Source organism: Glutamicibacter sp. NPDC090743 (genome assembly GCF_044769125.1).
Classification (GTDB): Bacteria; Actinomycetota; Actinomycetes; order Actinomycetales; family Micrococcaceae; genus Glutamicibacter.
The window spans coordinates 222,471-247,614 of the sequence record NZ_JBIVXE010000002.1; the positions used below are offsets into that span (position 1 = coordinate 222,471).

A 25,144-nucleotide genomic window follows, 5' to 3' on the forward strand; every position below is an offset into this window, starting at 1 on the left:
CTTAGACGAGAATGGGGATCATGGCCAAGCTCGATTCGGATTCAATCCATGCCCAGCTCAAGGACGACTTGCTGCAAGGCGCATTCCAGCCCGGGGATGCCCTGCGCGAGGTCGCCCTGGCAGAACGCTTTGGAGTTTCCCGCACCCCGGTGCGCGAAGCCCTGACCCGCCTGCTGCATGAAGGGTTGCTGGAACGCCGCGCCCGCGGTCTTTTCGTCAAGGAAATCGACCCCGAACAGATCATGCAGGTCTACGACCTGCGCATCCTGCTCGAAGGCCAGGCCGCCCAGGAAGCCGCCTCGGTGCGCACCGAAGTGGACCTGATGCGGCTGCAGGCCCTGGTTGACCGGGACCGCGCACTGGCCGAACCAGATGACGCCACCCGCTTGGCCACCAACATCGAGTTCCACCGCGCGCTCTGGCGCGCCGCTCACAACCCGGTGCTGGAGGATCTGCTGGAGCGCCTGGCCACCCACCAGATCCATGCTCCTACATCCACGCTCTCGGTTGGCTCGCGGTGGACCGAATCCCTGGATGAGCACCAGTGCATCGTGGACAACATCCGCGAGCGCGACAGCGCCAAAGCCAGCGGACTCATCCAGGCGCACATGGCCACCGCCAAGGCGCTGCGCTTGAAGATGTTCGCCAGCCTGATGCATTAGCGTCGGGCCCACGGCAGCCGGGACGTCTCGAGTTAGGCCAATGCATCGCTGGTCTGTAGACTGGAAGCATGGCTCTGGTTGTCTCAACGCATGCGCAGCGGCTTCTCGCTGCCGTTTTCCCCAAGGGAAAACTGCTGACCAAGCTAGCCAGCGGCACCAATGGGTGGTTGAGTTCCTGGGGAACCAACGCCCACGGCGAGATCGCCGGCTGCCCGCCACCGCGCCACTAGTTGCGCGGTCCCGATTCCTGGTTTTTCTCCGGTGGATTCCGCGCGCCCTCGTGCCCTTTTCCCGGATCCCAGAAAGACCCGTTACTTTGCCATACCCCTCAACTGGCGTATCCCGCCAAGCACCCCACGCCCTGTGGCGTGGAATCCGCCAAACCCTCAAGCAGGACTCGATGGGCGGACTGCTGCTGCTCTGCGCCACCCTCGCCGCCTTGGTCCTGGCCAATTCCCCTGCAGCCCCATGGTACGAGGGGTTGCGCGACTTCCGTTTCGGCCCCGAGTCCCTGCACTTGAATCTCTCGGTCGGAGCCTGGGCCGCTGACGGCCTGCTCGCCATCTTCTTCTTCGTTGTCGGCTTGGAACTCAAGGAAGAATTCGTTGTCGGCAAATTGCGCAATCCGCGCACGGCGATCGTTCCGGTGGCCGCAGCCGTAGGCGGCGTGGCGCTGCCGGCACTGTTCTACGTCCTTGTCATCTCCGCATCGGGAAGCTCCGCCATCAACGGCTGGGCAATCCCCGCAGCCACTGATATCGCCTTCGCGATCGCCGTGATCGCAGTGGTGGGCAAGTTCCTGCCCCCTGCCCTGCGCACCTTCCTGCTCACGCTGGCGGTGGTCGATGACCTGCTGGCCATTTCCATCATCGCCATTTTCTACACCGATGACCTGGCCTGGCTGCCGCTGCTCCTCGCGGTGCTGCCACTGGCGGCATTCGCGCTGGCAGTGCAGCGCGGGGTCCGCGCCTGGTGGGTCCTGATCCCGCTCGGCGCCACCGTCTGGGCATTGGTGCATGCCTCGGGAATCCACGCCACGGTGGCCGGCGTGCTGCTGGGCTTCATGGTTCCGGTGATTGCCACCCAGCGGGCGCATGTGCGCACCGGGAGCACCGAGCAGGGCGAAGTGATCCACGAAGGCCTGGCCGCCCACTTCGCGGACCGGTGGTCCATTCCCTCATCCATCATCGCCATTCCGGTGTTCGCCTTCTTCGCTGCCGGTGTTCCGGTCGGCGGCCTGTCCGGACTGGGCGAAGCGCTGGCCAGCCCGGTGGCACTGGGAATCATTGCCGGCCTGGTGCTGGGCAAGTCGATGGGCATCACCGCCGCCACCTTCCTGGTCACCAGGCTTCCGGGAATCAAGCTGGATGGCAGCATCAAATGGCCTGATGTGCTGGGGCTGTCCTTCGTGGCAGGCATCGGCTTCACCGTCTCCCTGCTGGTCGGCGAGCTGGCCTTCGGCCAGGGCGGCGAGGAAGCGCAGTACGTGAAGGTCGGGGTGCTGTGCGGTTCGCTGCTGGCCGCGGTCATCGGCGCGGCGCTGCTCGGGTCGCGAAATCGCGCGTACCGCGCGGCGGCCAAGACTGCTGCATAGCTAGCCCTGCTGCATCCTTCCTGCGGATGGATGCAGCAGGGCTGTTCGCCCGAATCAGGAACGCGCGGTGATCGAATCGATGGCTTCGCGGGCATCTTCGGCCAGCTGCTGCGGCATCGGCGCGCTCTTGGCCGAGTCGGACGCTGTCTTCTGCCCCTGGTCGCTGACGACGTACTGGCCGAAGGTCTTGGCCAGTTCCATGGTCTGCGGATCCTCATAGCCGCTGCAGAACAGCAGGTAGGAGACCAGCACCATCGGGTACGCGCCGGCGGCGGTGGTCTTGCGGTCCAGTTCCAGGGCGATGTCATGCTCACCGCGGCCGTGGACCCGCTCTGATTCGGCCACTGCCTTGGCCGCTGATTCCCCGCTGACTGCCACGAATTCCTCGCCGACCTTCAGCTTCACCTTGCCCAGCGACTTATCCACCAGGGAGTCATCGGCATAGGTAACCGCGCCCACGGCGCGGGTCACGGTGGTCACCACACCGGCGTTGCCCTGGGCCTTCTCCAAGCCGGTGGCGTCCGGCCAGCCGCCATCCGGCTCGTGCGGCCAGGCTTCGGGAGCTACCGCATGCAGGTACTCTGTGAAGTTCTCGGTCGTGCCAGAATCGTCGGCGCGCGCCACCCCGGTGATCGGCAGGTCGGGCAGCTGCACCTGCGGGTTCAGCTGGGCGATGGCCGGGTCCTGCCAGGAGCGGATCTCACCGGAGAAGATCCTGGCGATCGTTGGGGCATCCATGTTCAATTCCTTGATGCCCGGCAGGTTGAAGGCGATGCTGATCGGGGAAATATACGCCGGGATATTGATCGCGCCCTGCGGGCCGCAGGTCTCGATGGAGCGCTGGACTTCCTCTTCCTTCAGGTAAGCGTCGGATCCGGCGAATTCGGTGCCGCCTGCCAGGAGCCCGGCGCGTCCGGCGCCGGAGCCCACCGAGGCGTACTGCACCTGGACCTGGGGGTGCATGGTGGAGAATTCGGTGGTCCAGGCATTCATGGCGGAATTCTGCGCGGTGGATCCGCCGCCGGTCAGCGTGCCTTGGAGGCTAGAGCTATTCGATTCAGCGGCCTTGCGCTGCTCTTCTCCCAGCGGGTAGTCCGACCCGCAGCCCGAAAGCAGCAGGACCAGGCCCATGCTGGCAATCGCGGTGAAAGCGGCGGTTCGAGGCAGAGGTGGCCGGGCAGGTCCGGTGGTTCGCAAAACTTCTCCTGGGGTCCAAGGTGAACGTCGGGTGTACTTGAAATTCCAGTGAATCATCATCCCTGCACTTTCCGAAATCATTCCCTGGCCACAGCCGATGAATACTCGGCGGGCCCGCGGGCGTCGAATTGCTTTTCCAGACACCTAGTCCCCTCCGGTGCCAGTCCTCGAGTCAATGGCAGCGAGGTCCTGCGTAGCGGACCCGGTGAGCCCAGGGCACACGACGATGGCGTCATGGGTTGCGCCCGGCTGGGATTGGCCGGTGCCACCGGAAGAACGCTTCGCCTGCCATAACGACTCCATCATCGCTTTCTCCTCTTGCTCAGTTTGCTGCCGCACGCTGATTCCACGGTATGCACAAGCGCCGAGGTTCGGTACGGCCACGAAAAATTAGGCGAATTCACCCAGCTTGGCCAGCAGCCGCGGCCCGCCACGGCCGCCTTGCCGATTCCGCAGGCTGATTTGCGCTGCCGAGAAAACTTAAGTGATAATGATTCTCATTATGACTCTTGAAGAGCCCGGGCTCGCCCGCCAGCCCCGCGCCCCACTGCCGCCCAGCCCGGCCTTGTGCCTGCGTAACGCGCGCCTGGGACTGCCCGGCGCCGCCAGCCCGCTGCTCGACGTCGAGGAGTTCATGCTTCTTCCCGGCGAGCGCGTGGTCATCACCGGCCCGTCGGGTGCTGGCAAGTCGCTGCTGCTGTCGATGATCACCGGGAACTGGGCACCCGGACTGGAATTCACCGGAACCCGCACTCCCGGATCAACGCGCATCGGCTACATCCCGCAGCGCGGCCAGGACGCCCTGCATCCGCTGCTGCCGCTGGGACGGCAACTGCGCAAGGCCACCGGCGCCAGCGCGCAGCAAGTCCGCGGCATCCTGCAAGACGCCGGGCTGGGCGATCCGCAACTGCTCGCACGACGTCCCGCAGAACTCTCCGGAGGGCAAGCACAGCGCGCCGCCATAGCCCTGGCCGTGCTCAGCCAGGCCCCGGTGATCCTTGCCGATGAACCGACCAGCGCCCTGGACCACACCGCCCGGGACCTCATCCTGGAACTGCTGGGCACCCTGCTGGGCCAGCAGCAGGCCCTGGTGCTGGTCACCCACGACGCGGCAGTTGCCCAGGCGCTGGCCACCCGGCACCTGGTCCTGGACTCCGGGAAGATCGCCAGCACCCGCGCGCCCCGGCTGGAACGGGTACCGGCTTGAGCATCCCCGCATTGGAAGTATCCGCGCTCAGCGCACTGCGCGGGCACGGCGCAGCCCGCCGACTGGTCCTGGAGCCCCTTGGCTTCACGCTGGCTCCGGGCGAATCGGTGGCCGTCACCGGGCCATCCGGCGCCGGCAAATCCACCCTGGCCGACATCGTGCTGGGCCTGGAACTGCCGGACTCCGGAGAAATCCGCGTGCTGGGCCAGCACTGGAGCTCACCGAAGCGCAGCCACGCGCCAGCACGCCGCCGGCTGGTCCAGGGCGTGCCCCAGGATCCTGCCGCCGCCTTCGTGCCGCGCTGGAGCATCCGCACCTCGCTGCAGCAGGCCATCCACCGGCTGGCTCCCCCAGCCGGCCCCGGAACGGGCATCGACCGGGCTGCCGAGCTGGCGCAATTCGACACGGCACTGCTGGATCGGCGCCCGCACCAGCTCTCCGGAGGACAGTTGCAGCGGGCCGCACTGGCCCGCGCCGTGGCAGTGAACCCCTCGGTGCTGGTGGCGGACGAGCCGACCAGCGCCCTGGATCCGGACACCGCCCAGGCAGTCGCCGGCCAGCTGCTCTCCACCGCCGCCAACTCGGGCATTGCCTTGCTGCTGATCACCCATGACCCGCAGCTGGCCGCGCAATGCTCGCGCACCATCGCCATCCGCCCACCGTCCCGATAACCCGCCCACCAGCTGATCACCCATCACCGATCACCCATCCCCAAGGACCTCGCACCCATGAATCGACCCCGCCCCAAGACCCTGGCTTTGCTCACCATCCCGCTGGCCGGGGCACTTGCCCTCAGCGGCTGCTTCTCCGCGGCCGCCGAGCAGGCCGGAAGCACCGGCCGCATCTCCGTAGCCCACATGCAGCCGCCCCGCTCCGGGCTCAGCCCGCTCAGCGACGACGCGTTCAAGCTCTCGCGCTGGTCCACCGCCGAAACCCTGGTCAATCTCGACGCGTCCGGGGACGCCCAGCCGGCATTGGCTACCAGCTGGGAGCGCAGCGGTGAGCTGGCCTGGGACTTCGAGATCCGCGAAGGAGTCAGCTTCCACAACGGCCAGCCGCTGACCGCCGACACCGTGGCGAACTCACTGCAGCGGGCCATCGACTCCACCCCGGTGCCGCGCATCCTGAACGGAACCGCATTGAAGGTCGCGGTGCGCGGGGAGCACGGGCTGCGGATCACCACCGCGGATCCCGACCCGCTGCTGCCTCAGCGCCTTTCCAGCCCGCAGCTGGCCATCTTCGCCGCCGAAGCCTACACCGCCAACGGGGTGGATCCGGCCGGCCACGGCACCGGCCCCTTCCAGATCGTGGGCGTAGACGGGATTTCCGGGGCCACCCTGGACCGGTACGAGGGCTACTGGGGCGAAAAGGCCGCAGCCTCGGGCATCGACGTGAAGTTCGTGCCCGATGGCACCGCCCGCGCCGCCGCGCTGCGCACCTCGGAAGCAGATGTCATCGAGGCCATCCCCGCCGGGCAGGCCGCCACGGTGGACCAGGAGCTGCTCACCGAAGTGCCGATGCCGCGCACCAACACGCTGTACCTGAACACCGAGAAGGGCCCGTTCGCCGACCCGGCGGTGCGCGCCGCGGCCCGCGAAGCCATCGACCGGGCGGCCATCGTGGAGTCGGTGTACGAGAACCGCGCCGATATAGCCGAGGGCCTGCTCGGCCCGGCCCTGCCCTACGCCGCCGGGCTGCGCGATTCTGGAGAATACCGGCAGCTGCTGGCCCAGCGTGCCGAACCAGCCAAGGTCAAGGACGTGGAAATCACCCTGGGCACCTTCACCGACCGCGCCGAACTGCCAGAAGTCGCGGTGATCCTGGAGCAGCAGCTGGAAGCGGCCGGATTCATCGTGAAGCAGGATGTGCGCGAATACCAGTACATCGAGGCCGACGCACTGGACGGCGCTTTCGATGCCTTCATCCTCTCGCGCGCCACCGTGCTTGATTCCGGGGACCCGGTTGCGTACTTCGCCTCCGACTTCACCTGCGAAGGCGGCTTCGCCATCGCCCAGCTCTGCGACAAGGACGTGGACCAGGCGATCGCCCGGGCCTCGGAAACCGAAGCCGGGGAGCAGCGCCAGCAGCAGATCATGCTGGCCGAAGCCCGGATCCTGGGCACCGACGCGGCCATCGCGCTGCTGCACGAACGCGTGATCCAGGGCGAGGGCCCCGCCGTGCGCGACGCCGCGCAGGATCCGCGCGAACGCGAGCTGATCACTGCGCAGACCCGCCTGGACAGCGAGCAGGAGCCGCAACGCTGATGAACTGGTTCGCCCTGAAGGCGCGGCGCCTCTCCTGGCCGTCCTTCGCATCCTGCCTGCTCAGCGCGCTGGCCCTGCTGCTGGTAGCCGGCGCGCTGCCCTGGCTTTCGCGCACGGACCCGGCCGCCGCGGTGCTGCGCGCACGCTATGCCGAACTGGAACCCACCGAGCAGGCGTTGGCCTCCGTGCGCGCGCAGCTGGGCCTGGACCAGGGCCCGCTGGCCACCAGCCTGCACTGGTGGTCCGGGGTGCTGCACGGGGATCTGGGCAACTCCTGGGTCAGCGGGGCAGAAATCGCTCCCGGCGCCTGGCGGGCCCTGTCGGTCTCCGCCACGCTCACCGCCTTCGCCACCATCATCGCGCTCGCCGTGGCCTTCGCCCTGGTGCTGCCCGCCGCGCTGCGCGTGCTGCGCAACCGGCAGCATTCAGGTTCCGGGCCGCTGGGCGTGGCGCTGACCGCCTTGCCCGAATTCCTGCTGGCCAGCTTGCTGCTGGTACTGGTGGCGGTGCAGCTGCAATGGCTTCCGCCCTACGGGTGGACCGGGCTGGACACCGCGATCCTGCCCGCGCTGGCCCTGGGCATCCCGGCCGGCGGATTGCTGGGCCGGCTGCTGGCCGATGCCATCGCCTCGGTGGCCGCCGAACGCTGGGCCGGGATCTGGCACCTGGCCGGAGCTCCGGCCCCTGCCATCCTCTCCGGGGTGCTGCGCCGGGCCGCCGCGGCAGTCATCGACCAGCTCGGCCTGGTGTTCATCGGCTTGCTCGGCGGCGCGGTGGCCGTGGAGCAGGTCTTCGCGGTGCCCGGACTTGGCCGCTATCTGCTCGGGGCGGCCAATGCGCAGGATATTCCCGCCTTGCAGGCCGGGCTGCTGCTGATGGCGGGATCGGCGCTGCTGATCGGAATGCTCACCGCAGCGGCCCGGCGCGCGCTGCGCGGCGGCGCCCTGCCCGCAGGATCGCTGCCAGCCCCGCCCGAGGCGCGCGGCAACGGCAGGATCCAGCGCTGGACTGCGGCGATCACCTGCACCGCGCTGCTGGCCATCCTGGCTTTCGGACTGCCACGCGACCCCTACACCCTTGCCTTCCAGAGGCTGCAAGCCCCGGGGGCCGGTTTGCCATTCGGCGCCGATTCCAGCGGACGGGATCTGCTGGCCCGCGTGGCCCACGGAACCCTGGGCACGGTAGGCCCGGCGCTGGGAATCTTGGCCTGCGCAATCCTGATCGGCCTGCTGCTAGCGGCAGCAGGCGAGATCTCGCGCGGGCCGGCGGTAATCGCCAACGCGACTCCGCCGATTCTGGCCGGGGTGGTCATCGCGGCCCTGCTGGGCCCCTCGGTCGGCGGCGCGGCGCTGGCCGTGCTCTGGGTGAGCTGGCCTCCGCTGGCCACGCATGCTGCCTCGTTGCTCGACGAAGCCAGGGCCATGCCGCATATCCGCTGGCTTCCGCTCTCCGGTGTGCCGCGCGGCCGGATCTGGGTCCAGCATCTGCTGCCCGCGGTGCTTCCGGCCCTGCTGAGGCACGGGATGCTGCGGCTGCCCGGGGTGGCACTGGCCTTGGCCGCCCTCGGCTTCCTCGGGCTCGGCGCGCAGCCGCCCACCCCGGAGTGGGGCCTGCTGCTGGCCGAAGGCATCGGCTATGTCGAGCGGGCTCCGTGGACTGCCATCGCCCCGGCTACCGCCCTGGTGCTCACTTCCGTGTGCGCTGTGGCGCTCGCCGGAATCCCGGCGCCGCAGCGTACCGGCACAAGAGGCACGGCAGCCCAGCAGGATCCGGCGGCCAGGAACACACCAGTCCCGATGAGCTGAAACGCGGTCCTATCCCGGCCATCGAAAAGAAAAATTGAGCCAAGGGGCAACGCGACTTATGCCGCGTTGCCCCTTGGCTCCATCGAATTTCCGTGGCGATCGCCCCTTGCCCAATCTGGCTTACTGGGCGGCCACTTCGCTGTTGCCGTGCAGTGTTCCCGTGGCCAATCCCAGGCTCACCGGCTGCGGCGAGGCGCAGCAGCTGGCAGCTTCGGCGGGCTCGGTTCCGCAGGCGGTGTCGCCGTCCGCGGGGGCATCGCAGGAACCGCCCAGATCCGTGGAGCAGACCCCGGTTTCCGGCAGATCCAGTTCAACCCGGCCCGCCCCTTCGGCATCGCCGGACAAGGCAGCGGCAATGGAGCGCACCTGCTCGTAGCCGGTAGCCATCAGGAACGTCGGAGCCCGTCCATAGCTCTTCATTCCAACGATGTAGAAGTTCTTCTCCGGGTGAGCCAATTGCTTTTCGCCGTGCGCGCTGACCGTTCCGCAGCTGTGGAATTCCGGGTCGATCAATGGCCCGAGCTGGCGCGGGGCTTCAACGCATTCATCCAGGTCCAGACGCAGTTCGGAGAGCATCTGCAGATCCGGGCGGAAACCGGTGGCCGCGATGATGCGGTCAACGCCCAGCTCGCGTCCGTCAGCCAGCGATACGGACAGCCGCTCCCCTGCGCTCATCGAAGCGACGGCGACATTTTCCAGCAGTTCCACGTTGCCGTTCTCCACCAGCCGGCGCAGCGATGTGCCCAGCTGGCCCCGGGCTGGGAGCTGGTCAGCAGCTCCGCCGCCGTAGAGCCGGATCGGGTTGGCCGCCCCGCGCAGGCCCCAGAGGATCCGGGTGTCCGGGAACTTCTTCTGCAACCGGCCCAGGGCAATGACGGTATTCGCCGCCGAATGCCCGGCGCCAAGCACCAGCAATTTCTTGCCCGCGAGCTCCTGCTCATCGGCGCCCAGCGGATCAGGAAGCCCGCAGATGATGAAGCCGCGCTCGCGCGCCTGCGCTTCACCGATGGCTTCGATTCCGGCCCGGCCTACCGGGCTTGGCTGGTTCCAGGTGCCACTGGCATCAACCACGGCACGGCCGAGAAGATCCACCGGGCCGCCAGGAGTCTCGGTGCGCACCAGGAATGGGGCTTCATCGCGGTGCGCGGTGCGTGCCTTGTCGGCGCCGCGGCCGCCGGCCAGTACGCGGCTGATCTTCGCCACGCGGTGGCCGTAGCGGATGCGCGGTGACAGGTCGGGGTGGGCGGCCAGCGGCTGGAGATATTCGCTGACCAACTCCGCGCCGGTGGGAAGCTTGGTGATCCGCGGCGCTTCCCAGCCTCCGGCGTATCCCTCGCTGGGGGTTTCCAGCAGCCGACGGGCGGCGGCATCGATATTGAAGCGCCATGGGGAGAAGAGCTTGATGTGGGCCCATCGCGAAATCGCGGCGCCTGCGCTGGCTCCTGCTTCCAGGACGAGCACCTCCTGCCCACGTTCGCGCAGGTGGGCGGCGGTGGCTAGGCCGATGGGGCCGGCGCCGATGACGATGACTGGAAGGTGCTCACTCATGGGCTTCTCCTTGGCTGCTGGAATTCTGGAGACGGTCTGCGCCTAGCTGGCTGGCAGCAATTCTGCGATGAGGTTCTCGATCCGGGCACGGATTTCATCGCGGATTGGGCGCACGCCGTGCACGCCCTGGCCTGCTGGGTCTTCCAGCTTCCAGTCTTCGTAGCGCTTGCCCGGGAAGAATGGGCAGGCATCTCCGCAGCCCATAGTGATCACCACATCGGAGTCCTGCACGGCTTCGGTGGTCAGCACCTTGGGGATTTCCGCGGACATGTCGATGCCGACTTCTTTCATGGCTTCAACGGCGGCCGGGTTGACCGAATCGGCTGGGGCGGAACCGGCCGAGCGGACCTCAATGCGCCCTCCGGAGAGGTGGGCGAGGAAGGCGGCGGCCATCTGGGAACGCCCTGCGTTGTGCACGCAGACAAAGAGAACCGAAGGCTTTTCGATAGCAGTCATGAGTTTTTTCCTTAGGCAGAAGTAGCGGGAGCCTTGGCAGCTGGGAAGAATTTCCGGGACCACAGGGCCACGTAGACCAGGGCAACCAGGATCGGCACCTCGATCAGCGGACCCACCACCCCGGCCAAGGCCTGGCCGCTGGTGGCACCGAAGGTGGCGATGGCTACCGCGATGGCCAGCTCGAAGTTGTTGCCGGCGGCAGTGAACGCCAAGGTGGTGGTGCGCGGGTAGCCCAGCTTCAGCCAGTGGCCGATGAGCATTCCGGCGCCGAAGACCACCACGAAGTAGATCAGCAGCGGGATCGCCATGCGCAGCACATCCAGGGGCTTGGAGATGATGTTATCGCCCTGCAATGCGAAGAGCAGCACGATGGTGAACAGCAGCCCGTACAGTGCCCACGGCCCGATTTTCGGCAGGAATTTTCTCTCGTACCAGTCGCGCCCCTTGGCCTTTTCGCCCAGGGTGCGGGTCAGGTAGCCGGCCACCAGCGGAATGCCCAGGAAGACCAGGACCGAGGCGGTGATGGCGGCAATGGAGAACTCGGCGCTGGTGGTTTCCAGCCCCAGCCACGATGGCAGCAGCTGCAGGTAGAACCAGCCCAGGGCACCGAAGGCGATGACCTGGAAGACCGAGTTGATGGCCACCAGCACCGCGGCCGCTTCCCGGTCCCCGCAGGCCAGATCATTCCAGATGAACACCATGGCGATGCAGCGGGCCAGGCCCACAATGATCAGGCCGGTGCGGTATTCGGGCAGGTCTGCCAGGAATACCCAGGCCAGGACGAACATGAACGCCGGGGCCAGGACCCAATTGATCGCCAGCGAGGTGATCATCAGCTTCTTGTCGGCCAGCACGCGGCCGGTTTCGTTGTAGCGGACCTTGGCCAGCACCGGATACATCATGACCAGCAGGCCGATGGCGATGGGTACCGAGACCCCGGCCACGGTGAAGCGGTCCAGCAGCTCGCCCAGCTGAGGGAAGATGCGGCCCAGACCCAAGCCGACGCCCATGGCCAGCAGGATCCACAGGGCCAGGTAGCGGTCCAGGAAGGAAAGTTTTGCCGCCACGGGGGCAGTGTCTAGCGCAGGCGCGGGTGCCACTGATTCATCACTCCAAGAATAGGCATCGACGATTGTCGATGTTTTGAGTATGATGAAACATATCGACGTTTGTCAATCTCTGGCGCCAGCCAAGAAAAGAGCCAAGGTCCGTGAGCACAGCCACCGTGAATCCTGCCGGAGGAACTTCCCCAGCACCGGCAGCCGACGCCTGCTGCACGCCATCCCAAGGCGAGGCAATCCTCAACGCAGGAGAGGCCGAAGCGCTGGCACTGCGCTTCAAGGCCCTGGGCGATCCCAATCGCCTGCGCATCCTGTCCATCGTCTCCGCCAGCGAATCGGCCGAGACGTGCGTCTGCGACCTGCCCGAACCATTGGGCCTCAAGCAGCCGACGGTCTCGCACCACCTGAAAATCCTGGTGGAGGCCGGAATCCTGCACCGCGAAAAGCGCGGGGTGTGGGCCTACTACTCCGTCGTCCCTGGCGCTTTGGAATCCCTGGGCGCCAGCTTGGCGGCCAAACCCTAGACAGGCTTGACGAGGTTGCATTCCAGGCGGCTGGGATCGCGCCACCCGGGATCCACCAACTAGCCGCATTCCCGCGTCCGCGCAGGCAGCTCGGCAAACGGCATCAAACGATGCAGGTGCCGGCAGCGCCGGCCCGCTGCGGACCAGATGCTCAATAGCCCATTTCAGGATCCAGTGCCCTACTTCGGGCGCTCGAACTTCATGAGCTTGTGCGTGCCATCGCAAAAAGGCTTGATGGCAGAGCCCCCGCAGCGGCATAGCGCGACGGGCCCTTTCCGGGCCTCGATGGATTGCCCCTCGGCATCCACGATTTCAAAATCTCCCCTGAGCAGCAAGGGGCCCTGCGGGCAAACGGTAATCATGGCCGCTTCCGAAGCGCTGTGCCCCTCGCTCATACCACTGCCCCCGCTCCGGCATGCAACGCCGATCTGCCAGCTTCCCACGCGTCCAGGTACTTCGCGCCGGCCAACGCGTCAACCGCTGCCGCGGCTTGGGCTCCGAAGAGTATGTCAGGCACCAGATCCGGTTCGTCTTCAGCCAGTCCGCCCGCCAGGTCGCGGCCGGCGATTTGCTCATGGACCGCATCAGCTTCCACATGCTCATCGAAGTAATCGGTCACCGGGGATTCATATCCCAAGCGCCGGAACCCGCGGGCATAAGCGGCCTGGGGTATCGAGGAAGTCATCTCGTACAACGCCAGGTGGCCAGTGATGGCTCCCCGCAGGCGCCGGTGCATGCCGAAGAGCGAAATCATGTTCACTGCCGCCAGCGTCACCGCCGGAATGCGGTCCACGTACGCGCCGAAATCATCACGCAACCCCAGGCCCTTCATCGTCTGCCTGAACAGCTCGCTATGCATTCGCGGCAGCTGCCCATTTCCGTATTCATCAGCCTGGATCTCCACCATGGCGGCTTTTGCACGACCTTCGAGTTTCGGGATCGCCCAGGTATGCGGATCAGCTTCCTTGAGCTGGTAAATCGACTTCAGTATCAGGAATTCGCGTGCTTGTCCGGCAGTAGCCTTGCGCTGGATGAACTTCGAGACCGATGGTCCAGCATCATCAGCAGCGAGCTCGAACAGGGCTTGGGCCACCTTCGCGGAGCTGGGTTCCACGCTTGGAATCGGGCCTGCAGCCTCGCGCAGCGCTTGCTCGAAACCCTCCTCGATCCGGGCCCGAAGCGAAATGAGCCCGGGGTTCCATTCCCAGCGGTCATCGACTTCTTCGAATCCCCGATAGTGCAGTTCGTAGAGCACGAAAAGGCTCAGCTGCAGGTCCCCGTCATCCAGCACATCCGAAGCCGCAGCCAACCGATCTCTTGCGACCGTTGCCAGATAGGCCGCGTATTCCTCCGAGGGGTTGCACAGCAACGCATTGTTCAGCGCTTGGGACAGGTCTCCGCGGGGTACGGGTAGATGCATGATGCTCCTTCGTTCACACTGATCGCACGGTCAGCAATAGTGGCAGTAGGATGATCGTGCCAGCATCCTCGGGATATAACCACCATTGGGAGGAAAAGCCAAGGTAGCCCCTGATCGTGCTCCCCAGCTATGTTCTCGACAGCACCTTATCCCTGAGGAACATAGGGCTGTCGGCCGGCCAATCTCGACATGATGTCTTGTCCCAGCTTTTCCATAGCCAGTGGGAGCTGCGACCGGGATTGGGTTGGGATCATGATGGCAACCGATTAGAGGCAGAACTTACCGGAGTCGTCAGGGAGCGCCTGTCGCCGCCCACTCTTACTGGCACATTCAATCTGGCAAGTAAGCAGGTCATGCCGTGTAAAACTGCCGACAATACTGGCGCCCAGAAGTTGCTCGCACCTCTGACAACAAACCCGGTCCAGAATCTTTTGCTCCATGTCCACACCCAACTGCAAGGTGTCGGCTCGTTCATTTCCCCAAGATGAAAAACAGGTTCCCTAGGGTTGTCGCGTTGCCACTTTAGTATCGAGTAGGCCCGTCTGCTACTCCAGCAAGGGACCAATTACTTGGCATCAATCACTCGCTCGCACTTTCGAATAACGAACTTTCAGGGCCGCACTGGTCGTCAGGTCCGTGCTCGCTAATCGAGGAGAGTCATGCCCTAAGCCACTAATATCACAGCTTTGAAGCAGTGGGCCCGGGCACTTCAGAGGCACTGGAAGTTTCACAGAGTTACTACAGTTGCTCCATGGGCCCTACTGCGATCGATTATTCGGGCTCCAGCGCTGGGCGCTTGGCAGGCGCTGTATAACGAGAAGCTGCTCCCTCAATACCCTGCTAGGCTCAAGATGCTGCCGACGTTGCGCCGCGTGTACGGAAGAAACATCCGAATTTATCTTCATCGATGGGAATATCTCATGGGCAACAGCCCTGAAGCAGCACTAGGTATCGCACTACTGACATCACTGGTCCGCCAAGACCGAGAAGCCTTCCTGATCATCGCCTCCGAGCTGGAAGGAGGCAACACGCAAGCCGTGGCGATCCTTGCACGGCTAGGTGAAGCAATGGTCGCGATGATCGCTGAGCTGCTGCAGATCGGCAACGAGGAAGCGCTCACACGCATCGCAGCTTCACTGGCCCTCAAAGCTGGATAGAACTCAAAGAAATATGTGAAAGAGCAGAATCTGACAGCGGAAGAACAGCGAGAGCGGCCGTGAACCTGAGTAGAATGGGGGTAATAGGCTCGGTCGGGTAATTTATTGTTCACGACGCAGCGAGCTCTTTCAATCAAGGATTATATTTGCCTCGCAGTTCTCTGCTGGACGTTCCAGCACCCACCGTTAAACCCGGTGATCCTCAAAGTTTCTTCCATATCAAAAAGTTGGTCACCGAAGCTGGACTGGTCGGCCGCCGCCGCGGGCACTATCTCGGGTTGGGCATCGTGCTGACGGTGCTGCTAGCCGGCACCGTTACCGGTTTCATCCTCCTAGGCGACAGCTGGTTCCAGTTGCTGATGGCCGCAGCCTTGGGCCTGCTGCTCACCCAATTCGCGTTCCTGGCACACGAGGCGGCACACCGCCAGATCCTGGCTTCGCACAAGCGCAATGACAAGCTGGGCCAGTTCCTGGCCAATATCGTCGTGGGCATCAGCTACCAGTGGTGGATGAACAAGCACAACAAGCACCACGCCACCCCCAATACCGTGGGCAAGGATCCGGACATCGAGTGGGACACCATCTCCTTCCAGACCGAGGACGCCAAGCGCCAGCGCGGCCTGCTCAAGTGGATCACCAACCGCCAGGGCTACCTGTTCTTCCCGCTGCTCACCCTTGAGGGCTTGAATCTGCATATGCATTCGATCAAGTACCTATTCAAGGCCGGCCGGGTCAAAAACCGCAAGCGCGAGATGACCGGCATTGCACTGCGCATCGCCATCTACCTGGCGATCGTGTTCTACTTCCTGCCAGTGGGCATGGCTTTCGCCTTCCTCGGCGTGCAGCTGGCAGTCTTCGGCGTCTACATGGGTGCGTCCTTCGCCCCGAACCACAAGGGCATGCCGATGGTTCCCCAGGACGCCCGCATCGACTTCTTCTCCCGCCAGGTACTGACCGGACGCAATGTCATGGCCAAGTCCAGCTGGGGAAACCGCGTGCTCTCCCACGTCTATGGCGGATTGAACTACCAGGTAGAGCACCACCTGTTCCCGTCCATGCCGCGCGCCAACCTGGCCGGCGTCTCGCGCATCGTGCGCCAGTACTGCGACGAGCACCAGGTGCCGTACACCGTGGCCGGTGTCCGCGAATCCTACGCACAGGTGATCACCTACCTGAACAAGGTCGGGCTATCGGCCCGGGATCCTTTCGAGTGCCCGATGATCTCCGGATACCGAATCCCATAACGGTCTTGCTGCAGGCACAGAACAACGAAATCAGCTCCCGTGGCAGGGCTTCGGCTTCCCCTCACAGCAAACCGGCGAGATTAAGCGAGCTCCTCATGGTAGTCTAGATATTAGAACCAATAAGGAAAATTGAAAATTCCTATTGTTCCTCCCTTGGATTTTTAATAAGCGTTTCCTCGGAATTTTTCCCATGAGAGCGAATCGCATCACTTGAAATATTCGTCCCCACTTCCGTGGTGGGGCAGTCGGTTTGAAACTGCGTTTCTATAGAACCTCTTCGACCGCTATTACATGCGTCTCCAGTGAATTCTTACCCCAGAACTCAGAATTCGATGTTCTGGCTCTCCAAGCTATTCATGCTTGATTAAGTGTCACGGGATGCAACAAAAATAATGGCTTCAGTGCTGCTACGGTGGCACAAGCTCAAATCGCGGCATGCCGCGAATTACGATTTAGGAATACACATGGCTACTGGCACTGTAAAGTGGTTCAACTCCGAAAAGGGCTTCGGTTTCATTGAGCCTTCTGATGGATCCGCTGACGTTTTCGCGCATTACAGCGCAATTCAGAGTTTCGGATTCAAGAATCTTGAAGAAGGACAATCGGTCGAATACAAGCTTGAATCCGGCCCAAAGGGCCCTCAGGCTGCAGACATCCAGGCACGCTAAGCGCGTTTAGGTCGATCATCCCAAAAGCGGGGCAGGCGGTCGACGGGTTCTAACGGTCGTTGCAACATCCTGAACAATCAGGCGTTGCAACGACCGTACCTTTTTACGCCAAAGATCAGCACCCAGCAACCCGACACGGTCCTGAAGAGCAAGACCAACACCGGGCTAGACGCAACGCTTCGATCAGGAGCCGGACTAACGAAAGATTTCAAGCAAAGCGAGACCAACGAGGGTTATATAGCCTACAGTTATATTCCTTCCAAGCACTTGACCGGCTCGTTGATACGCGCCGCTTCAGGCATCTGAGCTTTTTCCGGGACCTGCGCGGTCCAAAACGCTCTGGGTATTGAGTGCAGAATTACTTCGATCCACAGCTTTAAGAGGCGAAACAGGAAAGTGCCCATTCGCTGGTCATTCAATTCTTCGACTCTACTTATCCGGCCAATATCGTCCTACCAAACGCATATTTCTACCACGGCTTGCGCAGGGACATGCTATTTGAAACCCTGCGAATTGCACCGCCTCGGGCATGTGCCAACATGAGGCTCCGCCCGGCGGTTGGAAACGGGATGTATTATTTGAAGAACACTCCACGATGATCACCGAGCGCCAAAGGCGAAACCCGGGGAATTCCGCGGCTCAACGCCGCAGGACTTCGTGGGCGGTCACCTTTCGGAGAGCTGCCATCAGCGGAGGATCACATGAACATGCCTGAACGACATATGCGCGCCATGCAACGCGTCAAAAAACTTTTGCATTGCCCCGAGGCCAGAACCCATCTCACTGCGTACGGCTGGATGGAGGGCATGCCCGTGGTATTCGCGCAACGAGCTGATCCAGTGGATGAAGTCATGGGCTTCGTATCTGTCCATGGCCGGGCTGTACTCATGGTCCTTGACGATGACCAAACCGATGACCTGCAGCTATGGCACATCACGGTACCCAGCCCGCTGTTTCCCAAAGTTCCCCATTTGCCAGCTGGAACCACCATCAGCGAACTCTGCTCCCGGCAGCACACGGAGAAAATGATTCCCTTTCGCGTCGCTTTCTGGTCCCATAGCGCGGCAATCCATGAGATTCCCTGCTTCGTGCGCAGTGACTGGCCTGGCCAAGTAGCCACGTCACCCACCGATATCGGCTAGTCCGGCGGGGCAGCCAAGGCGGGCTGCTAGCTCCAGCGCCAGCACCCTGCCTCGCCGGTTCTCCTCGCCGGATCGCCGTGCTTCCACTGCGCTTCAAGCGAAGGGCCCGGGCCTCGGTTTTCAGTCCTGCTTGAGGAACTCAGGCAGCTCGGGAACTATCGTCACCACCACGTCATACGCTTTCCAGTCGGTTCCCTCTAGCACTTTTCGCGCTTCCTCGGATTGGGCAAGCGTCACGGTATCGGATTCCGGAACGATGAACGCTTCCGTGTGCTGGACCTGGCCGAGTTCGCGGACCCTCAATCCCGCAGTGCGAACCCAATCCAGGGCATGGAGCTGTTCCTCCATGGCCGGGATCAGCGGGTGCGGATCCGTGCCGTCGACACCTTTGGAACGGCGATCCAGCAAATCCGAGGTTGCGGACTTCGTGCTGTCCCAGCCGTCCTTGAGAATGCCGGCAGCGATCACCAGCGCCGCGGTGGAATCCAGCCACCACAACCCAACGCCGATTCCGGCGACACCGACGATCGAAGCAGCATTGGTCTGCCAGTCGGCCTTGGCCATCTTGGAGTCGGCGTAGAGCAGCTTATTGTGCAGCGGTTGGGCAATCTTGATTTTCAACCGTCCCAGCACCACGGCCGGTGCCGCGATCAGCGCCATGACCGCCATCATGATCCATCCTTGCCATACCGTATGGCCAAACAGGTTCATGGTTCCGATGGTCGGGTGCTCCAGTTTAACCAGAGCCGATACCGATTCGTACGCGAGCATCGCGCCGACGACCAGCAACGCCACTCCTGCGACCAGATGCCCGGCTCCCATGGACCGGTGGTAGCCGTAGGGGTGCGAGCGCCGACGAGCCCTCCGGGTGAACTGCAGTGATGCCAAAAAGGCCAGCTGCGGCAGGACTGAGAGCATGTCTTCGATCCACGCTGTGCGCATGGCCTGCGAATTTCCCACCACTAGTGCCACAAGGGTAATGGTGAGCGCCGTGTATCCGATGCTGATCCACTCGAGCTTCGCAGCGCGCGCCATGAGTTCGCGTTGCGCGGGAGGCAAGTGCGTTCCGGCAGCGTTTTTCATGGCATCTCCTGCGTCTGGTCCAGGAAGTACTCCAGCTCGGACAGGAAAGCATTTTCGCCTGGAGGCACGAGCAGGACTATTTTCCTTTCCTTGCCCGTGGCGTCAATGGCGGTCGTGTAGGGACGAGTGACTCCAGCCTTTTCCGACCACGGCGTCTTGGAGGTGATGCCTCCCGCCACCAAATCCAGCTGGCCTGCTTCCAGCTGCTTCACTAGCTGTTCTTCGCCACCAATGGTCCATTGGATTTCGGCACCTGCATGCTGGGCAAAGTCTTCTATGAGCGCTGGTTCGGCGCCCTGGGGTACTCCATCCCGGATTTCCACGAAATCCGAAGCAGGAGATACTCCGGCCCGAAGCGTCCCGGAACGAACCGTGTCCAGGGTTCCTTCGGGGTCCACCGGCACCGCTGGGAAGCAGGCTGTCGCCATGAAGACGCATCCAAGAGCCGCTGCTGCCTTCACTTGCCGGGTGCGGGACGAACTGTGCCGGAACATCATTCCTCCTGAGCTTGATCGGCCGGGTTGGCCTCCAAACTACTCCGAGGACTCGTGCTGCAATGCAACGCCCGGGAAATATCGGCGAACTCTCAGCTCGCTCCTGCAACCTGCCGAAGGAGAATTCGCCCTGGGCAAGTTGATCCAGCCCGGAGTGCCGCCGGCAGGGATTCCCGTTCAATGACACGAATGCCGGATCGCTGCCCGGCCCGTGCCACAATCCGAAGTGGACAGTAGCGCCGAGCACCAGTTGGCGCGTCCTATGCGAGGAGGCATCGGCGGCAGTGCAAGCCAAAATGGAACAGGTCCAGCAACGGACCAATGCGGCCTGGATCATCATCGTGGCCTCCGGCGTGGTGGCCGGCCTGCACATCTGGAAGCTCGCCCCCGCGCTGACCGTGATCCAGGACGAACTGGGCTTCTCGCTGATTTTCTCCGGCGTGCTGCTGGGCGTGGTGCAGGTAGCCGGCATGGCCGGCGGCCTGGCCGTTTCCCTGCTTTCGGAAGTCATCTCCCAGCGCCGCACGCTGATCCTCGGCTTGCTGCTGCTGGTGCTGGGCAGCACGCTGGGCGCCTTGTCCCCCAGCGCGCCGCTGCTGCTGGCCACCCGCGTCCTGGAAGGGGCGGGCGTAATCATGGCTACCGTCATGGGGCCGGGGCTGGTGCGCCTCCATGCCCCCATCCGGAACCTGAACATGGCCGTGGGGTGGTGGGCCGCCTACATGGGCATGGCCACCTTCATCGGGGTCTTCTCCACGGCGATGGTGCTCCAGCACCTGTCATGGCACCTGTGGTGGGGCATCCTCGCGTTCATCACCCTGCTGCCGATTCCGCTGATCCTCAAGTTCGTGGGTGCGGATGAACCCGCCGGATCGGCGGCCCTGCGCGAGGCCGCCCGGCGCATCGCCATCACCGCCCGGGCATCGCGCGTGTGGATCAGCGGCCTGATTTTCGGCTGCTACACGGTGCAATGGATGGCAGTAGTGGGGTTCCTGCCCACCATCTACGAGGAATTCGGCCTGGATCCGGTGGCCGGTGGTTTGGCCTCGGCCGTGGTGGGCGGGCTGAACGCGGTGGGCGCGATCATCTGCGGAGGGCTGCTCCAGCGTGGCGCCAATGGGCGCACGCTGCTGCTAGCCGGCTTCGCGCTGATGTCCCTGGCATCGTTTTGCACCTTCGCCTTCGACTACCCGCCTGGGTTGCTGTGGATCCAGATGATCTGCGTTGGCTTCTTCTCGCTGGCCGGAGCGGCCATCCCGACCACCATGACCCGCGTGGTGGTCGATCTGGCTCCGCCCGGCGGTTCGGCCCCTGCCTCGATGGGCTTGACCCAGCAGATCTTCAACATCGGCAACTTCACCGGCCCGATGCTGCTGGCATCCATGGCGACACTCACCGGCGGCTGGAATGCCACCTGGTTGCTGACCACAGGCTTCGCGCTGCTCGGGGCAATGCTGACCTTGCTGCTTTCGCGCAAGAACTCGCCCTTCGCCACGGCGGATTAGTTCCCGATGCCAGAAAGGGCCGAAGCCAGGACGGAATCCCGTCCTGGCTTCGACCCGTGCATTGCGCGGCTGCGGCTAGCTTGCGCTGCGGTGCTCGTCCCTGATCTGGCCGACCAGCTCTGCGAGCATGTCTTCCAAGGTCACCATGCCGGTGGCCTTGCCCGTTTCACCATCACGCACCAGGGCCAAATGGGCTCCGGAGAGCTGCATTTCCTGCAGCGCGGTGCGCACGCTCTGCTGCTGCCCGAAGGACGGCAACTCGCGGATGCCGCTGGGCTGCAGCGGCCGCGCCCGGGCTTGCGCGTCGGCGCCCAGCACGTCCTTCACGTGGACATAGCCCACCGGGGTGCCGCCGGCGTCCACCAGCGGGAAGCGCGAGAAGCCATGCGCGGCCGCCGCCTCGATCTGCTCTATCGTGGCATCCACCGGCAAGGTCTGCACCTCATCGAAGCTGATCGCCACGGACTCGATGCTCCGGGCATCGAAGTGCAAGGCGCCCAGCAGCAGCTGCTCGTCATGCGCATCGAGCAGGCCTCCCTCCCGGGATTCGGCCACCATGGAAGAGACCTCGTCGCGGGTAAAGGTGCTGGCCACTTCGTTCTTCGGAACGACGCCGAAGATCCGCAGCACCAGGTTGCCCATGGCATTCATCAGCCACAGCACCGGGCGCAGCACCTTGACCAGGATGACCATGCTCGGACCCAGGATCAGCGCCATGCGCTCGGGTCCGGCCAAGGCCATGTTCTTGGGCACCATCTCGGCAAGCACCACGTGCAGGTAGGTCACCGCGATCAGCGCAATCGCGTAGGACAGCGCGTCGATCATGCCTGCCGGAACGCCGATGGCTTCGAAGGGCCCGGCCACCGCGTACTTCACCAGCGGCTTGGTGACATAGCCCAGCGCCAGCGAGCAGACGGTGATGCCCAGCTGGGCACCGGCCATGACCAGCGAGACGTTCTCGATGGCCCACAGCGTCATCTTGGCGCTGCGGCTGCCTTCCATGGCCTTGGGCTCGATGATGCTCCGGCGTGCGGAGATCAGCGCGAATTCGGCGCCGACAAAGTAGAAGTTCGCTGCCAGCAGCGCGACCGTCACCAGAATTCCCATAAGGTCGCTCATCGCGCGTCCTCCCCTTCTGCCTGCTCGGACACCGTCACATCGACACTGGCGATCCGCTGCCCATCGGTGGCGTGGATGGTGAATTCAAGTTCCTTATGCGGTCCACCGGGCTCGCCCGGGACCACGAGGCGCACGACATCGCCCACCTCGCCGAACTTGCCCAGCTGCACGGTCAGCAGTCCTGCCAAGGTCTCGTAGTCCGAGTCCTCGGGGATCTGGCAGCCCAGCAGCTCATTGGCCTCATCCGGCCGCAGTGCCGCATCCAGCCGCCAGGAGTTCCCGGAGAGCACCTGGATGGTGGAATCCTCCGGGTCGTGCTCGTCGCGCACTTCGCCGACGATTTCCTCCACGAGGTCTTCCAGCGTGAGCATCCCGGCGACGTCGCCGGTTTCGTCGATCAGTACCGCCAGTTGCAGCCCGCCGTTGCGCATCTGGTCCATCAGCTCATCGAGCTCGATGGTATCCGGGACCAGGAAGGCATCTTCTGCACTGTCTCCTGCCGCGGACTGCTGCCGCTGCGCGTAGGGGATGGCGAGCAAGGCACGGATGTGCACCATGCCCAGCACGCGGTGCCCGCCCTCGTCCACCAGCGGGAAGCGGGAATGCCCGGTCCGCGCGGCAAGCTCCAGCACTTCGTGCACCGTCTCCTGGGCGGTCACGGTGATCATCCGCGATCGGGCGGTCATCACATCATGGGCCCGGCGGTTGCCGAAGGCCACGGTCCGGCGCAGCATTTCGGCAGTTTCCGAGGGAAGCAGTCCCTCGCGGGCCGAGTGCCCCACCAAGGCCACCAGTTCCTCGGCCGAACGGGTCGAGGCCAGCTCTTCTTGCGGCTCGATGCCGAAGCGGCGGACAATCCAGTTGGCGTTGCCGTTGAAGAATGAAAGGAAGGGCTTGGTCACGACGCTGAAGCCGCGCTGGAACCCCACCACGGCCTTGGCTGTTTCGAAAGGCTTGGCAATGGCCAGGTTCTTGGGAACCAATTCGCCGAAGACCATGGTCAAGATGGTGGCCAGGATCAGCGCAATGGCAATGGAGACCGAGCGGGCCAGGGTTTCGTCGAGACCGAAGTCCTGCAGCGGCCCGACGACCAGGGCCGCGATGGCCGGTTCAGCGAGGAAGCCGATGCCGAGGTTGGTCAACGTGATGCCCAGCTGGGCGCCCGAAAGCTGGGTGGACAATGTTTCCATGCCCTTGAGGACACCGGAGGCACGGCGGTCGCCGTTCGCGGCGGCCTGCTTGACCTGATTCCGGTTTACCGTGATCAGCGCGAATTCAGCGGCAACGAATAATCCGCAACCGAGAATGAGGAGAAGCGCTATGAGTAGCGAGATCCATTCCAATTACATGCACCCCCTGACCTGCGGAGCCTGGCCGGCATGCCTTCCGGGCAGAGGGTTGGAACTATGAGATCTACTGTCGCCTGAAGCGTCCATCATTCCCTTCCGACCGGAGTATCTTCCTCCGGCCTGCTGTGTTCCATCAATTATCCGGCATGCTGCGCGCCAAATTGGTTGAACCGTACAATTGTTTGCCCAATCCCCTGCTCTTGCATAGAGATTTCACAAGATTACCGGCAGCCGAGCTGATCGGCTATGCCGGAGATTCAACAAACCTGTATCTTCGGTTCAGATCCATTGGCTTCTTTTAAGTCCGCGAAATACGCTGGTCCGGCGCATGGCGCCCAAGAAGGAGAAGCTCTATTTCCGGGCGCTACCGTCTTCGGCGGTTCCTGACGGGCGTGGCTCACTGGCGTATTGCTCTTAGCTTCTTCCAACGACCTGGACACGCAGTTCAATTAGGCCGAAGACCCGCAGAATTTCGTCATCGTCAGGCACGGCTCCCAAGAATGCGGACGTCGAAGGGCTGACTACCGCTTGCTTGAAGATGCGCAAATGCCTGGGCGGTGGGCACTGAGCCGGCCGTTTGCCGACTCACCCAACAGCGAAGAGGTTCGCCGCGGAGCTACAGTGCTCCGTGGCGAACCTCGTCAATGCCCATGCGTCAGGAGAAGTTGATGCCGCCATCGATCAAGACAGTCTGGCCAGTCATGTGGTCCGAGTCCGGCCCTGCCAAATAACTCACCAGCTTGGCGACGTCCTCCGGCTCGGAAACACGGCCAGCCAGAATGTTGTCCACCTGCGCCTGCAGGGCACTGCCCCTCGGGGTTCCTTCACGCGCCGTGAGCCGCTCGTCAATCAAATCCCACATCGCGGTTCCCACCACGCCCGGCGCATAGGAATTGACGGTGATGTTGTGTTTGGCGAACTCCATGGCGGCCGCTTGGGTCAGTCCTCGCACCGCCCATTTGGTGGCCGAATACGAGGCGAGGATGGGAAACGGACGGAAAGCAACGATGGATGCCGCGCCAATGATTTTCCCGCCGCTGCCCTGCTCAATGAAGCGCTTGGCCGCCAGCTGGTAGGAATAGAAGACGCCTTTGATGTTCACGTCGAGCATGCGGTCCAACGCCTCGGGTTTCACGTCCAGGATCTCGTCAACCTGCGCAATGCCGGCGTTGGCCACGAACACCGTCAGGTCACCCAAGGCTTCGGTACCCTCCTTGATCATCCGTTCCACGTCTTCGGGGTTCGACACGTCTCCGGCCACCCCGACCGCACGGCGCCCGCGCTGCTGGACGGCGGCGATGACCTCATCCACGTTCTCCTGGGCTCCCGGGACATCGGCAACGATGATGTCCTGCCCATCATCAGCCAGGCGCTCGGCGATGGCCCTTCCAATCCCTCGTCCTGCTCCGGTGATGAGTGCGACCCCTGCGGTGGATCCTGCCATGGTGATTCCTCCTGTTAGATGCTGCTCGGACTTTGAAGCGGCCCCTTGGCCCGTCGAGTCTGCCCAGCTTGGGGCCCGCGCTCGCTGCGGGGATAGCTTCGTTCTCGCAGAGCGATAATGCCCGCAACGTGGCGCCGAGCGCGTTGCCGGGCCATTCTCACCAGCCGATAACGACGCTGGCAGCACTGTGACGTGCACTAC

General features: G+C 63.8%; 25 protein-coding genes. 13 read left to right on the forward strand and 12 right to left on the reverse strand.

Annotated features, from left to right (window positions below; all coding sequences use genetic code 11):
- The first annotated feature begins 20 nt into the window (after nucleotides 1–20).
- The 3 genes from ACIQTS_RS04420 (at nucleotide 21) to nhaA (ending at nucleotide 2,256) form a co-directional block, all read left to right on the forward strand.
- Nucleotides 21–662, forward strand: a complete 642-nt coding sequence (locus ACIQTS_RS04420; RefSeq protein WP_402471546.1) for a GntR family transcriptional regulator — start codon at nucleotides 21–23, stop codon at nucleotides 660–662.
- Nucleotides 663–730: 68 nt separating this feature from the next.
- Nucleotides 731–892 (forward strand): hypothetical protein, encoded by a 162-nt coding sequence (locus ACIQTS_RS04425; RefSeq protein WP_166650850.1) that lies wholly within the window; start codon nucleotides 731–733, stop codon nucleotides 890–892.
- A gap of 86 nt (nucleotides 893–978) precedes the next feature.
- Nucleotides 979–2,256, forward strand: a complete 1,278-nt coding sequence (gene nhaA / locus ACIQTS_RS04430; RefSeq protein ID WP_402471549.1) for a Na+/H+ antiporter NhaA — start codon at nucleotides 979–981, stop codon at nucleotides 2,254–2,256.
- A gap of 54 nt (nucleotides 2,257–2,310) precedes the next feature.
- On the opposite strand, the gene pstS is transcribed toward nhaA, so the two are convergent.
- Together pstS and ACIQTS_RS04440 are read right to left on the reverse strand one after the other, a co-directional pair.
- Nucleotides 2,311–3,387 carry a phosphate ABC transporter substrate-binding protein PstS gene (gene pstS, locus ACIQTS_RS04435; protein ID WP_286134369.1) on the reverse strand — a complete coding sequence of 359 codons (1,077 nt, stop codon included), beginning with the start codon at nucleotides 3,385–3,387 and terminating at the stop codon, nucleotides 2,311–2,313.
- 210 nt (nucleotides 3,388–3,597) lie between these two features.
- Nucleotides 3,598–3,759 (reverse strand): hypothetical protein, encoded by a 162-nt coding sequence (locus ACIQTS_RS04440; RefSeq protein ID WP_402471551.1) that lies wholly within the window; start codon nucleotides 3,757–3,759, stop codon nucleotides 3,598–3,600.
- 196 nt (nucleotides 3,760–3,955) lie between these two features.
- On the opposite strand from ACIQTS_RS04440, the gene ACIQTS_RS04445 reads away from it, so the two are divergent.
- The 4 genes from ACIQTS_RS04445 to ACIQTS_RS04460 are packed head-to-tail and all read left to right on the forward strand — an operon-like array spanning nucleotide 3,956 to nucleotide 8,729.
- Nucleotides 3,956–4,660 carry an ATP-binding cassette domain-containing protein gene (locus tag ACIQTS_RS04445; RefSeq protein ID WP_105662163.1) on the forward strand — a complete coding sequence of 235 codons (705 nt, stop codon included), beginning with the start codon at nucleotides 3,956–3,958 and terminating at the stop codon, nucleotides 4,658–4,660.
- The gene (locus ACIQTS_RS04450) at nucleotides 4,657–5,331 is read left to right on the forward strand and encodes an ATP-binding cassette domain-containing protein (protein ID WP_105662139.1); all 675 of its coding nucleotides are present in this window, start codon (nucleotides 4,657–4,659) and stop codon (nucleotides 5,329–5,331) included. Before ACIQTS_RS04445 ends, ACIQTS_RS04450 begins: the two co-directional genes overlap by 4 nt.
- A 57-nt stretch (nucleotides 5,332–5,388) precedes the next feature.
- Entirely contained in the window at nucleotides 5,389–6,924 is a 1,536-nt protein-coding gene (locus ACIQTS_RS04455; RefSeq protein WP_402471554.1) for an ABC transporter substrate-binding protein, read from the forward strand.
- Entirely contained in the window at nucleotides 6,924–8,729 is a 1,806-nt protein-coding gene (locus ACIQTS_RS04460) for an ABC transporter permease subunit (RefSeq protein WP_402471557.1), read from the forward strand. The genes ACIQTS_RS04455 and ACIQTS_RS04460 overlap by 1 nt, the downstream gene beginning before the upstream one ends.
- A gap of 120 nt (nucleotides 8,730–8,849) precedes the next feature.
- Here the strand turns inward: ACIQTS_RS04460 and ACIQTS_RS04465 are convergent, their stop codons facing one another.
- Genes ACIQTS_RS04465 through arsB form a run of 3 tightly spaced genes read right to left on the reverse strand, consistent with a single transcriptional unit; the run spans nucleotide 8,850 to nucleotide 11,800 of the window.
- Complete coding sequence (locus ACIQTS_RS04465) at nucleotides 8,850–10,277, reverse strand: NAD(P)-binding domain-containing protein (RefSeq protein ID WP_402471559.1); 1,428 nt, start codon at nucleotides 10,275–10,277, stop codon at nucleotides 8,850–8,852.
- Nucleotides 10,278–10,319: 42 nt separating this feature from the next.
- Nucleotides 10,320–10,733, reverse strand: a complete 414-nt coding sequence (locus ACIQTS_RS04470) for an arsenate reductase ArsC (protein ID WP_365945437.1) — start codon at nucleotides 10,731–10,733, stop codon at nucleotides 10,320–10,322.
- An 11-nt stretch (nucleotides 10,734–10,744) separates the two neighbouring features.
- Nucleotides 10,745–11,800, reverse strand: coding sequence for an ACR3 family arsenite efflux transporter (arsB, locus tag ACIQTS_RS04475; protein WP_402471561.1), 1,056 nt, complete (start codon nucleotides 11,798–11,800; stop codon nucleotides 10,745–10,747).
- A gap of 143 nt (nucleotides 11,801–11,943) precedes the next feature.
- Here arsB and ACIQTS_RS04480 point away from each other — a divergent pair, with 143 nt between their 5' ends.
- Nucleotides 11,944–12,318: an ArsR/SmtB family transcription factor gene (locus ACIQTS_RS04480; protein ID WP_402471563.1), complete on the forward strand. Its 375-nt coding sequence runs from the start codon at nucleotides 11,944–11,946 to the stop codon at nucleotides 12,316–12,318.
- Nucleotides 12,319–12,497: 179 nt separating this feature from the next.
- Here the strand turns inward: ACIQTS_RS04480 and ACIQTS_RS04485 are convergent, their stop codons facing one another.
- Both ACIQTS_RS04485 and ACIQTS_RS04490 read right to left on the reverse strand, forming a co-directional pair.
- On the reverse strand, nucleotides 12,498–12,713 hold the full coding sequence (locus ACIQTS_RS04485) for a CDGSH iron-sulfur domain-containing protein (protein ID WP_402471566.1): 216 nt from the start codon (nucleotides 12,711–12,713) through the stop codon (nucleotides 12,498–12,500).
- Nucleotides 12,710–13,738, reverse strand: coding sequence for an iron-containing redox enzyme family protein (locus ACIQTS_RS04490; RefSeq protein ID WP_402471569.1), 1,029 nt, complete (start codon nucleotides 13,736–13,738; stop codon nucleotides 12,710–12,712). Before ACIQTS_RS04490 ends, ACIQTS_RS04485 begins: the two co-directional genes overlap by 4 nt.
- A gap of 920 nt (nucleotides 13,739–14,658) precedes the next feature.
- Between ACIQTS_RS04490 and ACIQTS_RS04495 the strand changes: the two genes are divergently transcribed.
- The 4 genes from ACIQTS_RS04495 to ACIQTS_RS04510 all read left to right on the forward strand — a co-directional run bounded on the left by ACIQTS_RS04495 (nucleotide 14,659) and on the right by ACIQTS_RS04510 (nucleotide 17,949).
- A complete protein-coding gene (locus ACIQTS_RS04495) occupies nucleotides 14,659–14,895 on the forward strand; it encodes a hypothetical protein (protein ID WP_105658704.1) in 237 nt (78 codons plus the stop codon).
- 146 nt (nucleotides 14,896–15,041) lie between these two features.
- The gene (locus ACIQTS_RS04500; RefSeq protein ID WP_402471571.1) at nucleotides 15,042–16,139 is read left to right on the forward strand and encodes a fatty acid desaturase family protein; all 1,098 of its coding nucleotides are present in this window, start codon (nucleotides 15,042–15,044) and stop codon (nucleotides 16,137–16,139) included.
- Between the two features lie 464 nt (nucleotides 16,140–16,603).
- On the forward strand, nucleotides 16,604–16,807 hold the full coding sequence (locus ACIQTS_RS04505) for a cold-shock protein (protein WP_105658961.1): 204 nt from the start codon (nucleotides 16,604–16,606) through the stop codon (nucleotides 16,805–16,807).
- A 707-nt stretch (nucleotides 16,808–17,514) separates the two neighbouring features.
- The gene (locus ACIQTS_RS04510; protein WP_402471574.1) at nucleotides 17,515–17,949 is read left to right on the forward strand and encodes a hypothetical protein; all 435 of its coding nucleotides are present in this window, start codon (nucleotides 17,515–17,517) and stop codon (nucleotides 17,947–17,949) included.
- A gap of 120 nt (nucleotides 17,950–18,069) precedes the next feature.
- Here the strand turns inward: ACIQTS_RS04510 and ACIQTS_RS04515 are convergent, their stop codons facing one another.
- Nucleotides 18,070–19,032, reverse strand: a complete 963-nt coding sequence (locus ACIQTS_RS04515; RefSeq protein WP_365946669.1) for a cation diffusion facilitator family transporter — start codon at nucleotides 19,030–19,032, stop codon at nucleotides 18,070–18,072.
- Entirely contained in the window at nucleotides 19,029–19,460 is a 432-nt protein-coding gene (locus tag ACIQTS_RS04520; RefSeq protein WP_402471576.1) for a transporter substrate-binding domain-containing protein, read from the reverse strand. Before ACIQTS_RS04520 ends, ACIQTS_RS04515 begins: the two co-directional genes overlap by 4 nt.
- Nucleotides 19,461–19,810: 350 nt before the next feature.
- Here ACIQTS_RS04520 and ACIQTS_RS04525 point away from each other — a divergent pair, with 350 nt between their 5' ends.
- A complete protein-coding gene (locus tag ACIQTS_RS04525) occupies nucleotides 19,811–21,031 on the forward strand; it encodes a CynX/NimT family MFS transporter (RefSeq protein WP_402471579.1) in 1,221 nt (406 codons plus the stop codon).
- Between the two features lie 75 nt (nucleotides 21,032–21,106).
- Here ACIQTS_RS04525 and ACIQTS_RS04530 read toward each other — a convergent pair whose 3' ends face one another.
- The 3 genes from ACIQTS_RS04530 to ACIQTS_RS04540 all read right to left on the reverse strand — a co-directional run bounded on the left by ACIQTS_RS04530 (nucleotide 21,107) and on the right by ACIQTS_RS04540 (nucleotide 24,943).
- Entirely contained in the window at nucleotides 21,107–22,150 is a 1,044-nt protein-coding gene (locus ACIQTS_RS04530; RefSeq protein WP_402471582.1) for a hemolysin family protein, read from the reverse strand.
- Nucleotides 22,147–23,493, reverse strand: a complete 1,347-nt coding sequence (locus ACIQTS_RS04535; protein WP_332502756.1) for a hemolysin family protein — start codon at nucleotides 23,491–23,493, stop codon at nucleotides 22,147–22,149. The genes ACIQTS_RS04530 and ACIQTS_RS04535 overlap by 4 nt, the downstream gene beginning before the upstream one ends.
- Nucleotides 23,494–24,154: 661 nt before the next feature.
- Nucleotides 24,155–24,943: an SDR family NAD(P)-dependent oxidoreductase gene (locus ACIQTS_RS04540; RefSeq protein WP_105658950.1), complete on the reverse strand. Its 789-nt coding sequence runs from the start codon at nucleotides 24,941–24,943 to the stop codon at nucleotides 24,155–24,157.
- Nucleotides 24,944–25,144 lie beyond the last annotated feature (201 nt).

What these genes read in the sequence shown, in the direction of transcription:
- ACIQTS_RS04505 (WP_105658961.1), top strand. Translation starts at nt 16,604, where the DNA reads ATGGCTACTGGCACTGTAAAGTGGTTCAACTCCGAAAAGGGCTTCGGT.
- ACIQTS_RS04465 (WP_402471559.1), bottom strand. Translation starts at nt 10,277, where the DNA reads ATGAGTGAGCACCTTCCAGTCATCGTCATCGGCGCCGGCCCCATCGGC.
- ACIQTS_RS04490 (WP_402471569.1), bottom strand. Translation starts at nt 13,738, where the DNA reads ATGCATCTACCCGTACCCCGCGGAGACCTGTCCCAAGCGCTGAACAAT.
- ACIQTS_RS04425 (WP_166650850.1), top strand. Translation starts at nt 731, where the DNA reads ATGGCTCTGGTTGTCTCAACGCATGCGCAGCGGCTTCTCGCTGCCGTT.
- pstS (WP_286134369.1), bottom strand. Translation starts at nt 3,387, where the DNA reads ATGGGCCTGGTCCTGCTGCTTTCGGGCTGCGGGTCGGACTACCCGCTG.
- ACIQTS_RS04420 (WP_402471546.1), top strand. Translation starts at nt 21, where the DNA reads ATGGCCAAGCTCGATTCGGATTCAATCCATGCCCAGCTCAAGGACGAC.
- ACIQTS_RS04440 (WP_402471551.1), bottom strand. Translation starts at nt 3,759, where the DNA reads ATGATGGAGTCGTTATGGCAGGCGAAGCGTTCTTCCGGTGGCACCGGC.
- ACIQTS_RS04445 (WP_105662163.1), top strand. Translation starts at nt 3,956, where the DNA reads ATGACTCTTGAAGAGCCCGGGCTCGCCCGCCAGCCCCGCGCCCCACTG.
- ACIQTS_RS04520 (WP_402471576.1), bottom strand. Translation starts at nt 19,460, where the DNA reads ATGGCGACAGCCTGCTTCCCAGCGGTGCCGGTGGACCCCGAAGGAACC.
- ACIQTS_RS04510 (WP_402471574.1), top strand. Translation starts at nt 17,515, where the DNA reads ATGCCTGAACGACATATGCGCGCCATGCAACGCGTCAAAAAACTTTTG.
- ACIQTS_RS04460 (WP_402471557.1), top strand. Translation starts at nt 6,924, where the DNA reads ATGAACTGGTTCGCCCTGAAGGCGCGGCGCCTCTCCTGGCCGTCCTTC.
- ACIQTS_RS04530 (WP_402471582.1), bottom strand. Translation starts at nt 22,150, where the DNA reads ATGAGCGACCTTATGGGAATTCTGGTGACGGTCGCGCTGCTGGCAGCG.
- ACIQTS_RS04540 (WP_105658950.1), bottom strand. Translation starts at nt 24,943, where the DNA reads ATGGCAGGATCCACCGCAGGGGTCGCACTCATCACCGGAGCAGGACGA.
- ACIQTS_RS04485 (WP_402471566.1), bottom strand. Translation starts at nt 12,713, where the DNA reads ATGAGCGAGGGGCACAGCGCTTCGGAAGCGGCCATGATTACCGTTTGC.
- ACIQTS_RS04515 (WP_365946669.1), bottom strand. Translation starts at nt 19,032, where the DNA reads ATGAAAAACGCTGCCGGAACGCACTTGCCTCCCGCGCAACGCGAACTC.
- ACIQTS_RS04470 (WP_365945437.1), bottom strand. Translation starts at nt 10,733, where the DNA reads ATGACTGCTATCGAAAAGCCTTCGGTTCTCTTTGTCTGCGTGCACAAC.
- ACIQTS_RS04455 (WP_402471554.1), top strand. Translation starts at nt 5,389, where the DNA reads ATGAATCGACCCCGCCCCAAGACCCTGGCTTTGCTCACCATCCCGCTG.
- ACIQTS_RS04495 (WP_105658704.1), top strand. Translation starts at nt 14,659, where the DNA reads ATGGGCAACAGCCCTGAAGCAGCACTAGGTATCGCACTACTGACATCA.